This is a genomic window from Ruegeria sp. R8_1 (genome assembly GCF_017743815.1).
In the GTDB taxonomy this organism is placed as follows: Bacteria; Pseudomonadota; Alphaproteobacteria; order Rhodobacterales; family Rhodobacteraceae; genus Ruegeria; species Ruegeria lacuscaerulensis_A.
The window spans coordinates 809059-819255 of sequence record NZ_JAGHRL010000001.1 but is presented as its reverse complement, the minus strand read 5'-3'; the positions used below and the strand labels follow the sequence as shown (position 1 = coordinate 819255).

Annotated in this window: 8 protein-coding genes; 2 read left to right on the top strand and 6 right to left on the bottom strand. The window is 57.0% G+C overall.

Annotation, left to right across the window (positions count from 1 at the left end):
* Positions 1-521: hypothetical protein (locus J7380_RS04080; protein ID WP_209194594.1), on the top strand; the 521-nt coding region annotated here is incomplete at its 5' end.
* Positions 522-656: 135 nt separating this feature from the next.
* On the opposite strand, the gene J7380_RS04075 is transcribed toward J7380_RS04080, so the two are convergent.
* From J7380_RS04075 to recA, 4 genes are all read right to left on the bottom strand, one after another.
* Positions 657-1259, bottom strand: a complete 603-nt coding sequence (locus J7380_RS04075) for a transglutaminase-like cysteine peptidase (RefSeq protein ID WP_209194593.1) — start codon at positions 1257-1259, stop codon at positions 657-659.
* Positions 1260-1620: 361 nt separating this feature from the next.
* Positions 1621-1908, bottom strand: a complete 288-nt coding sequence (locus J7380_RS04070; RefSeq protein WP_209194592.1) for a DUF1330 domain-containing protein — start codon at positions 1906-1908, stop codon at positions 1621-1623.
* 1 nt (position 1909) lies between these two features.
* Positions 1910-4579 carry an alanine--tRNA ligase gene (gene alaS / locus J7380_RS04065; RefSeq protein WP_209194591.1) on the bottom strand — a complete coding sequence of 890 codons (2670 nt, stop codon included), beginning with the start codon at positions 4577-4579 and terminating at the stop codon, positions 1910-1912.
* A 138-nt stretch (positions 4580-4717) separates the two neighbouring features.
* Positions 4718-5785 carry a recombinase RecA gene (gene recA / locus J7380_RS04060; protein ID WP_209194590.1) on the bottom strand — a complete coding sequence of 356 codons (1068 nt, stop codon included), beginning with the start codon at positions 5783-5785 and terminating at the stop codon, positions 4718-4720.
* 192 nt (positions 5786-5977) lie between these two features.
* On the opposite strand from recA, the gene J7380_RS04055 reads away from it, so the two are divergent.
* Positions 5978-6571, top strand: coding sequence for a sulfotransferase family 2 domain-containing protein (locus tag J7380_RS04055; RefSeq protein WP_209194589.1), 594 nt, complete (start codon positions 5978-5980; stop codon positions 6569-6571).
* A gap of 4 nt (positions 6572-6575) precedes the next feature.
* Here the strand turns inward: J7380_RS04055 and J7380_RS04050 are convergent, their stop codons facing one another.
* On the bottom strand, positions 6576-8801 hold the full coding sequence (locus tag J7380_RS04050) for a PAS domain-containing sensor histidine kinase (RefSeq protein ID WP_247742365.1): 2226 nt from the start codon (positions 8799-8801) through the stop codon (positions 6576-6578).
* A gap of 171 nt (positions 8802-8972) precedes the next feature.
* A complete protein-coding gene (locus J7380_RS04045) occupies positions 8973-10130 on the bottom strand; it encodes an RsmB/NOP family class I SAM-dependent RNA methyltransferase (RefSeq protein ID WP_209194587.1) in 1158 nt (385 codons plus the stop codon).
* Positions 10131-10197 lie beyond the last annotated feature (67 nt).

Here is a 10197-nt window from a genome sequence, read left to right as displayed (position 1 = left end):
GCGGAACCGGCGGCGGCGGTGGCGGAACCGGCGGCGGCGGTGGCGGAACCGGCGGCGGCGGTGGCGGAACCGGCGGCGGCGGTGGCGGAACCGGCGGCGGCGGTGGCGGAACCGGCGGCGGCGGTGGTGGAACCGGCGGCGGCGGTGACGGAACCGGCGGCCCAGGAAATGGTAATGGCAACAACCCCAACCCCGGTAACGGCGGTGGCAACACCGGAGGGTCCGGCCCCGGCACCGGCAATGGTGGCGGCAACAATGGCAACGGCAATGGTGGTGGCAACGGGACCGGAAACGGGAACGGCAACGGAAACGGTGGCAGCATCTTTGGCGGACCCGGAAATGGCAACGGGAATAACCCCAATCCTGGCAACGGCGGCGGTAACACAAATGGATCAGGCCAAGGTTCTGGAAACGGCGGCAACAACAACGGCAACGGCGGCGGCACCAACGGCAACGGCAATGGTGGCAATGTCGGTGGTGTCGGTGGCGGCAACCGCGGGTCAGGTGGTATTTTCAACTAACTGACTCTGGTTGAACGCAATGAGGATCGTGAAACACTCTTATTGCGGACAATACAAACAAAGATCAAAAGAAACGGGGCGCCAAAATTGGCGCCCCGTTTCTTTGGCAATCTCCATCGACCGAGTGGTCACAAATTAACTACGGCGGTAAACACCCACCCAATTCTCTGGCTGTCGTGGGTCTTGCATCCGTAAGAAAAGATATCGGGTATCCGACCACGGTTTGATCGTGTTGGTCAAATTATCCAGCACCAGATCACCTGCTGCGGATCTGTAAACCAAAACGGCATGCGCATTTCTTCGCGTATCCAGCACCGTCGCAATCAGCAGCTTACTTGGGTCAATTCCTGCGCGAATTAGATCTCTTTTTTTCAAAAGAGCAAAGTCTTCGCAGTCCCCACCGCGTCTGGTCGGCAACGCCCATCTCTCTACGGTTCTATACTGAGATTGATCCGTAACCTCACGCGTGGTCCGGTTGATCTTACGATTCACGCGTTTAACAATCTGCAATTCCTGCTGGCTTGTCATCGCCACCGAAGTAGTGCTGGAACATGCCCATGAGTATTGGCGACACAACTGTCTTGCTCCGGCAGGCGGAGGTGTAGATGCCACGCTTCTGATGAAGTCTCCTTCGCTGGCTTCAACAGATTTCCCAGCGAAACTCACTGCCGCGAGAATCGCGCAAACACCCAAAACCCTGCCTGTCGCGGTGAACGCCTGCTCTACAAACGAATTCATGCCTGTCCCTCGATCCTGGTCTCTCCGAACGATTGTCGACAAACAGGACCGTATTCCGATTTAGGAAACTATCGGTAAACGGACGCGGCAGCGCAATCTGGGCTTAAGGTGGATGGAAAAAGAGGCGGAAATTCGTCACTTTTCATGACCATTTCGCGCTGAATTTGTCGGGTTACTGCCACAATTGAGGCAACCAACAAAACCGAAAAGTGCATATACTAGTTGCAAGATATTGTTATTATTTAAAAAACAGAAAACAATCTCAAAATTAAATTCACTGAAACGGCCAGATAACATATAGGCCGAAATCCGCGCATTCTTTAGGCCGTCCGGCAGCATTCACCAGACGGCCTTGATGATTCTATTCGGTGATTTCGACGACGACCAATTCGCGTTCACTCGCACCACGCGCGTGATCAAGGGCCTTTTGGTAGTCGGGCGAGTTGTAACACTCGACAGCGGCTTCGACCGAGGGGAATCTGGCAACTACATTGCGCGGGCGCTCTTTTCCCTCAAGCTGCACATAGCGTGCAGCACGTGCAATGAATTGCCCCCCATGGGCGGCAATCGCCGGACCCGCCAACTCGGCGTACTTTCCGTAAGCCTCGTTGTCCGTCACAGTGACATGTGCGATCCAAAGTGCGGGCATGTTACCCCTCCAATACCTGTTCGGCGGCTTTGATGGCCGCATCCGCATTCGACGCATCTCGGCCACCGCCTTGCGCCATGTCCGGGCGACCACCGCCGCCCTTGCCGCCCAGCTCGACCACTGCGGCGCGCACCAGATCCACGGCCGAGACCTTTTCGGTCAGGTCCGCGGTCACTCCGGCCGCTACAGCCGCCTTGCCACCCGCATCCGCGATCAGCAGAACCGCGCCCGTGCCCAGACGGCTTTTGTGTTCATCGATCAGCGCGGGAAGGTCTTTTCCAGAAACGCCGGTCAGCGCCTGCGCCAAAAACGGCACACCGTTCACGTCCTTCGCCTCGGGACTGCCCTGCCCCGAGCCGCCCGCCATCGCGAGATCACGGCGCAACTGGGCCACTTCGTTTTGCAGCGCCTTGCGTTCATCCAACAGGGACTTCACACGGCCAACCACATCATCAGGCTGCGCCTTCAGCTCGGACGCGATCTGACCCAGCCGCTGATCCTGTGCCGACAGGTGGCGGAATGCCTCGTCCCCGGTCAGGGCTTCAATCCGGCGCACGCCGGCGCTGCTGGCGCTGTCGCCCAGCACGACGAACGTACCGATGTCCCCGGTCTGGCGCACATGGGTGCCGCCGCACAGTTCAATCGACCACGTTTCGCCGTCCTGACCTTTACCCGTGGCCGCCTTGCCCATCGAGACAACCCGCACCTCATCGCCGTATTTCTCACCAAACAGCGCCTGCGCGCCCAGATCACGCGCGTCGTCGGGCGTCATGATCCGCGTCTCGACGGTCGAATTCTGGCGGATGAATGCGTTCACTTCACGCTCGACTCTTTGCAGTTCTTCGACGCTCAGCGCTTTGGAGTGGCTGAAGTCGAACCGCAGCCGGTCCGCCGCGTTCAAAGAGCCGCGCTGCGCTACATGGTCGCCCAGCGTTTCGCGCAGCGCCTCGTGCAGCAGGTGCGTGGCCGAGTGGTTTGCCCGGATCGCGCTGCGGCGCGTGTGATCGACCTCAAGCTCGACCCCGTCGCCTTTGGACAGCGTGCCTTGGCTGACGGTCACCTTATGCGCATAGACCTTACCTTCGGCAAATTTGCGCGTGTCTTCGACCGTGGCCACGTCCTGCAAATTCTCAAGCCGCCGGATTTCACCGGTATCGCCAACCTGACCACCGGCCTCACCATAGAACGGGGTCTGGTTCACGATAACCCAACCGGTGCCGCCCTGCTCGATGGCGTCAACCAGCGCGCCGTCGAGGACCAGAGCAGCCACCTGCCCTTCGGCCTTTTCGGTGTCATAGCCAAGGAAATCCGTAGCCCCGGCGCTGTCCAGCACGTCAAACCACACGGCCTGATCCGCGGCCTCACCCGAACCTGACCAAGCCGCGCGCGCCTTGGCTTTTTGCTCGGCCATGGCCGCATCGAACCCGTCGGTATCGACAGTCCGGCCCTTTTCGCGCAGAGCATCCTGCGTCAAATCCAGCGGGAAGCCGTAAGTGTCGTACAGTTTGAACGCCGCATCACCGGGCAGAGCCTCGCCCTCGGGCAGGCCCGCGACCTCATCATCCAGCAGTTTCAGACCGCGATCGAGGGTCTGCTTGAAGCGGGTTTCCTCCAGAAGCAGCGTCTCTTCGATCAGCGCCTGCGCCTGCCCCAGCTCCGTATATTGCGCGCCCATCAGCTGCACCAGCGAGGGCACGAGGCGGTGCATCACCGGGTCTTTTGCGCCCAGCAGATGCGCATGGCGCATGGCGCGGCGCATGATCCGGCGCAACACGTAACCGCGCCCGTCATTGCTGGGCATCACGCCATCCGCAATCAGGAACGAGGTCGACCGCAGGTGATCCGCGATCACGCGGTGATGCACGTTCTGATCGCCATAAGGATCAACGCCGGTGGCATCGGCGGACGCCTCAATCAGCGTTTTGAACAGATCCGTGTCATAGTTGTCGTGGCTGCCCTGCAGCAGAGCGCCGATCCGCTCAAGCCCCATGCCGGTATCAATGGACTGCATGTCCAGCTCCACCATCGAGCCGTCCTCGAACTGCTCGTTCTGCATGAAAACGATGTTCCAGATTTCGATGAACCGGTCGCCATCTTCCTCGGCCGAGCCCGGAGGGCCGCCCCAGATGTGATCGCCGTGGTCATAGAAAATCTCGGTGCACGGGCCGCAGGGGCCGGTCGGGCCCATCTGCCAGAAATTGTCATTGGTGGCGATGCGGATGATCCGGTCTTCGGGCACGCCGACCTTCTTCCAGATCTCGAATGCCTCATCGTCGGTGTGATACACCGTCGTCAGCAGGCGGTTCTTGTCGATACCGAATTCCTTGGTGATCAGCTCCCACGCGAAGGGAATCGCGTCATGCTTGAAGTAATCCCCAAACGAGAAATTCCCCAGCATTTCAAAGAATGTGTGGTGGCGCGCGGTATAGCCCACATTGTCCAGATCGTTGTGTTTACCACCTGCGCGCACACATTTCTGCGCCGTTGTCGCGCGGCTGTAATCGCGCGTCTCAAGCCCGGTGAACAGGTTCTTGAACTGCACCATGCCCGAGTTCACGAACATCAGGGTAGGGTCATTGCGCGGCACGAGCGGGCTGGAGGCCACAACCTCATGCCCTTGTTTGGCGAAATAGTTCAGAAAGGTCGATCGGATATCGTTCAGCGTGGGCATAAGGCTCTCTCAGCGCGCAATCATCTTGTTCGAAAACGGGTTTATCGCTGTCCCTGCGGATAGTCCACAGGTGAGGCTGCGCAAACGAAACAAGGCGGCCTCAATGGACCGCCCTGCGTTCACAATTCCGGGATGCCGTCAGGCTTCGAGGATATCGTCATCCTCAGCAGCACCGGGTGGCATATCGAAATCCAACCCATGCGCGGCACGGATCTTATCCTCAATCTCCAGTGCCGAGCGGCTGTTATCGCGCAGATATTGTTTGGCATTCTCACGCCCCTGCCCGATCCGCTCATCGCCGTAGCTGAACCATGAACCCGATTTCTCAACCACACCGGCTTTAACGCCCAGATCCAGCAGCTCGCCCATCTTGCTAATGCCTTCGCCATACATGATGTCGAATTCCACCTGTTTGAACGGCGGGGCCACCTTATTCTTGACGACCTTGACGCGGGTCTGATTGCCGACCACTTCGTCGCGGTCCTTGATCGCGCCGATACGCCGGATGTCCAAACGAACCGAGCTGTAGAATTTCAGCGCGTTACCCCCAGTGGTCGTCTCCGGGCTGCCAAACATCACACCGATTTTCATCCGGATCTGGTTGATGAAGATCACCATACAGTTCGAGCGGCTGATCGAACCGGTCAGCTTTCGCATCGCCTGGCTCATCAGACGGGCCTGCACGCCGACATTACTGTCGCCCATGTCGCCCTCCAGCTCGGATTTCGGCGTCAGCGCCGCCACCGAGTCGACCACGACCATGTTCACCGCGCCCGAGCGCACCAGCGTATCGGTAATCTCCAAAGCCTGTTCACCCGTGTCGGGTTGCGAGATCAGCAGCTCATCCAGATCGACGCCCAGCTTGCGAGCATATTGCGGGTCCAGCGCGTGTTCCGCGTCGACGAACGCACAGACACCACCGCGCTTTTGCTGTTCTGCAATGCAATGCAGCGTCAGCGTTGTTTTACCGGAACTTTCAGGCCCGTAAATCTCAACGATCCGGCCCATCGGCAGACCGCCAATCCCCAGCGCGATATCCAGACCCAGTGAGCCGGTCGAACTGGCCTCGATATCCTGTTTGGCATCCTCGCCCAGCTTCATGATCGAGCCTTTGCCGAACTGCCGTTCAATCTGGGCCAGCGCGCTGTCGAGCGCCTTTTGCTTGTCTGCGTTTTTCTTGTCGCTCATCGTCAGAAGATCCGCCATTGTCCTGTCGCCTTCCCTTGTGTCACACCCTTGATCGGGCGGCAATCACTGCTTTGTTCGCCTCTTGTTCCTTATGAGATCAAAAAGAGAACATTTCAACTAAAACTTACAATATTTACTCTTGGGCAATTGTGTTAAAGAGTCGTTTACGCCACTGTACAAAGATAACCACTCGTTCTGGCGGACACATAAATGCTTGTTTTCTATGAGGAACGCCTGGCGTTTCTGGCTGTTCCCAAAACCGGCAGCACCGCATATCACTCAGCGCTGAAAGACCGGGCGGACCTTGTCGTGACCGGTCCTCCGGCGTTGAAACACGCTCCAGTTCGGCGATATGACAGGTTTTTTCAGAATATCTTTCGAAAAATGTATGACATCGACATGGAGATCATGGCCGTCGTCCGGGAACCAATCGACTGGTTAGGCAGTTGGTACAAGTTTCGTAGCCGTGACGAACGGATTGGGCATCCGCACTCGACACGCGACATGAGTTTCGATGACTACGTTCAGGCCTATATGAAGTCACCCCGCCCCGAATACGCAGATGTCGGCAGTCAGAGTCAGTTTTTCCGCACGCGCAGCAATGGCCGCGGCGCGGATCATGTGTTCAAATACGAAAATCAAGACAAGATTCTGGATTTTCTGGAAAACCGACTGGACATGAAGATTGCTCTGCAGCGCGAAAACGTCTCTCCAACCCGTGACTTGGCGCTAAGTGCAGAGACTGAACAGAAGTTCCGCAAACGTCATGCGCTGGAATTTGAGTGTCACGAAAAAGCGCAGTAGCGTATCAGTTCATTTGCCGAAACACCGCTTCGGTCAATTGGTTCAATGAGAATGGTTTCGGCAAAAAGGCCGAGTTTGCGATCTCAGGCCCCGAATCTCCGAACGCGCCTTCGGTGTAACCGGACATGAAGATAACCTGCACATCTGCACGCGTTTCCATCGCAGTTCGTACCCAGGTTGGACCATCGAGTCCGGGCATCACGACATCGGTTACAAACACATCTACATGCAATGTTTCGTCTTCTAGCAGTCTCAACGCTTCTTCACCCGAGTCGGCCTCGAGCACCGTGTAACCTTTCAAGCGCAGAGCCCGCGTAGCAAAGGCACGAACCGGTGCTTCATCCTCAACCAGTAGGACGACGCCTTCGCCCTGGCGAGCATTCAGAACTTCGGGCTGTACGTCCTGGCGGGGCTCGATCTTTTGCGGCGTGGCTGAAATCGGCAAGAACACCGTAAATTCCGTGCCCTGCCCTTGCACGCTGTCGACGAAAATAAACCCGCCCGTCTGTTTGACTATGCCATACACCGTCGAAAGACCCAGACCCGTACCTTCGCCGGTTCTTTTTGTGGTATAGAAAGGCTCGAAGACTTTTTGCAGCTTGTCTGCTGGTATACCCACCCCACTGTCGACGACTTTTACAGTCACATACTCGCCCGGCGGAACTGTTGCGCGGTCGCGGCGCAAAGGATCCGTCAGCGAAACGACTTCGGTTTCGATCCGAACCTCCCCGCCTTCGGGCATCGCGTCACGGGCATTGACCACGAGGTTCATGAACACCTGTTCAAGCTGCCGTTTATCAGCACGGACAGGCTTGAGAACCGGATCATGGCTGAGTGTCAAACGCACTTTCTCACCGACCAGCCGGTTCAACAAGTGAATCAGATCCGAAATTGTGTCGCGCAGGTCCAGAACCTCGGGCTGAAGCGTTTGCTTGCGCGAAAAAGCCAATAGTTGGCTGACCAGAGCAGCCGCCCTGTTCGCATTCTGGTTTATCTGCACCAAATCGCCATAGTTCGGGTCATTCTGATCGTGTCGCAGCAATAGCAGGTCACAATGGCCGGATATTGCCGTCAGCAAATTGTTGAAGTCATGCGCGACACCCCCGGCAAGCTGCCCCACAGCCTGCATCTTTTGTCCCTGCACAAACTGAGCCTCAAGTGTCTTAAGCTCGGTCGCATCGTTGAGCACGGCGATCAGGCACACCTGACCATCATTCACCACTCTGTTCAGCGTGACCTGAACGAAAACGTCTTTGTCTTGACGTGACAGGCGCAAGAATTCGGATTTGGGCGTGGCGTCCTCGATAGCGGCGCGCGACAACCACTCCTGAATCGGGTAACCCAATCCCTGCATCATTTGCGAGACATTCGTCTCGCCTTTCTGAAAATCGCCAACCAATTTAATTGCCAATCTGTTTGCATCCAGAACGACCCCGTCCGGTGCGATGCACATGATTGGAACCGGCAAATCCGCAAAACGTGTTTCTGTTGCCGGTGGCGTGGTCACTTGGACAGGCAGAACCAGCATTTCTCGCGCAGACCCCGATCGAGAAAGCTCTGCCACGGTGACATTCAATGGGGCGCTTGACGCGTTTGCCTGCGTGACCTCACCCGGTGCAGGGTGGCGGGAATTGAACACTTGATCTGTGTTTTCCGGTTTGTAGCCCAATACATGCTCGGCCATTCCATTGGCCCTCAGCACAGTTCCATTTCGCCCAAGTGTCAAAACAGGAACTGCCACATCATCCCAACGGCCTTCAGCCCCAAGGTGAAACCGCCAGCAATACAGATCGTGCCCGACCGAGAATACTGTCACCGGGATAGTAGACCCGATAGTCACCACATCTTCGCTGGACTTTCCGTGAATCTCAGCCAGAGACTGGAGCCTTAAAAGGATTGAGGCTGGATTGGCGAAAACTGACATCAAGCAGTTTTCCAATCGGTTACCAGGGAAAGCGTGTAGTTGGACTTTAGCCGCTGCGTTTGCCGAAAGAACAAGCCCGTCCGCATTGGCAATGACGCCTGGAAATAAGTCCTGTTCAGTGAAAGTATTCATAACCTCAATGGCCCGCCGGGTCGTCCAATCCGCAAACCAACCCTTGAGCGCGACCAGAACTCCTGCCGTGAACAATGAAATTCCGGCGACGGCGAACTCAGTCTTCCAGCCGGTTGGCAAAACATCTGTCAGAGGTGCAAGTCCGATGACGATGCCAAATACCAACACGGACATCAGTCGCAGTGGAATCGGAGATTTCCTTATGGAAGGATCAGACAAAAAACTTGAAACTTCAGTCATTAAGAACTCAGCATGTTGGGCCTGTCGCCAGTGAGCCCAAATAAGGTTAAAGACCGCTTAATGAAATCGCAGTCACTCTACCTATGCTTGCTATTTTTTTGACAACTATCGCGTCAAGTGTGCAGTGAAGAAACCGTCTGTTCCGTGTGCTGCGAGCCACAATTTCTGATAGGACATGTTCCAGCCGGAATGCGAGCCGAGGAAATTTTCAACGACTTCTTGGTTTTCCGGGTTCAGCATGGAACAGGTCGCATAAGCTAACGTTCCGTCCGGGGAAACAAAACCAGATGTTTCCTCGAGAATGCTTAATTGCAGCGCGCTCAACTCCTTTAGACGCTCCGGGGTCAAAGCCCATTTTCCTGCCGGGGCGCGTCTCCAGGAACCGCTGCCCGAACATGGAGCATCAACAAGCACCACATCGAAAGGCGCTTGCGACCGCACGGCATCAGGCGTCAGGATTGTGACTTGCGCCCCTGCGCGCTTGGCCCGATCAGGCAAATCTCTCATTCGCGCAGGATTAACATCATGCGCAAAAGCTTCGACCCCGACATGCGCCGCAATGGCGAGCGATTTTCCACCTCCGCCCGCGCAATAGTCCAAAACGCGCTGACCTGGTTGCAAATTCAGATCGGCAACGATGGCTTGACTGGCTGCGTCCTGCAGTTCGACCAGCCCAGTCAAAAACGCCTGACTCTGGGCGACTTTACGCGCGCCATCCAGAACCTCCAACGCCGTGTCGCAGGCGTCATGCGCGCGGGCAGTGATACCATCTGCCGCCAACGCAGCAATCGCGCGATCCGAATCCGATTTGATCAGGTTGACACGCAAATGCACCGGAGCGCGGGTTTGCAAGGCTTGCGCTACGTTGATTGCCTGGTCCTTCAAAGAGGCTTGAAACAATGACCACAACCAGTCGGGGATGTCGTATTGCTCGGCCTCAGACAGGAATGCGCGCCCAGTTTCGTCCTCTCCAACGGGCGCAGGGGCGTGCCCAACACCCGTGAACAGATCGTTCGGGTCACTCCTTGCCGCCCTCAGGGCCCCAAGCATCAAGCCACGCCCAGTTTCGGCCCCGCCCAAGGCCGCGAAAGACCGCTTGCACCGCAACGCTCCGAACACGTGATCCCGAACAGCCGCCCGGTCCTTGGAACCGGCAAAACGGCTGCGTCGCGCCCACCCTGTCAGGGCCTTTTCGACCGGAACATCCCTGAGAATTTCGTCAAGGATTTCAATAGAGGCCTGAATGCGGGCTGCGGGGGTCATAAAGTCGTCCCATGCGTCTGTAGAAACACAAAGCGGCGCCCGAACAGGACGCCGCAATGTAACTTAA

What these genes read in the sequence shown, in the direction of transcription:
- J7380_RS04075 (WP_209194593.1), bottom strand. Translation starts at nt 1,259, where the DNA reads ATGAATTCGTTTGTAGAGCAGGCGTTCACCGCGACAGGCAGGGTTTTG.
- J7380_RS04070 (WP_209194592.1), bottom strand. Translation starts at nt 1,908, where the DNA reads ATGCCCGCACTTTGGATCGCACATGTCACTGTGACGGACAACGAGGCT.
- alaS (WP_209194591.1), bottom strand. Translation starts at nt 4,579, where the DNA reads ATGCCCACGCTGAACGATATCCGATCGACCTTTCTGAACTATTTCGCC.
- recA (WP_209194590.1), bottom strand. Translation starts at nt 5,785, where the DNA reads ATGGCGGATCTTCTGACGATGAGCGACAAGAAAAACGCAGACAAGCAA.
- J7380_RS04055 (WP_209194589.1), top strand. Translation starts at nt 5,978, where the DNA reads ATGCTTGTTTTCTATGAGGAACGCCTGGCGTTTCTGGCTGTTCCCAAA.
- J7380_RS04050 (WP_247742365.1), bottom strand. Translation starts at nt 8,801, where the DNA reads ATGTCCGTGTTGGTATTTGGCATCGTCATCGGACTTGCACCTCTGACA.
- J7380_RS04045 (WP_209194587.1), bottom strand. Translation starts at nt 10,130, where the DNA reads ATGACCCCCGCAGCCCGCATTCAGGCCTCTATTGAAATCCTTGACGAA.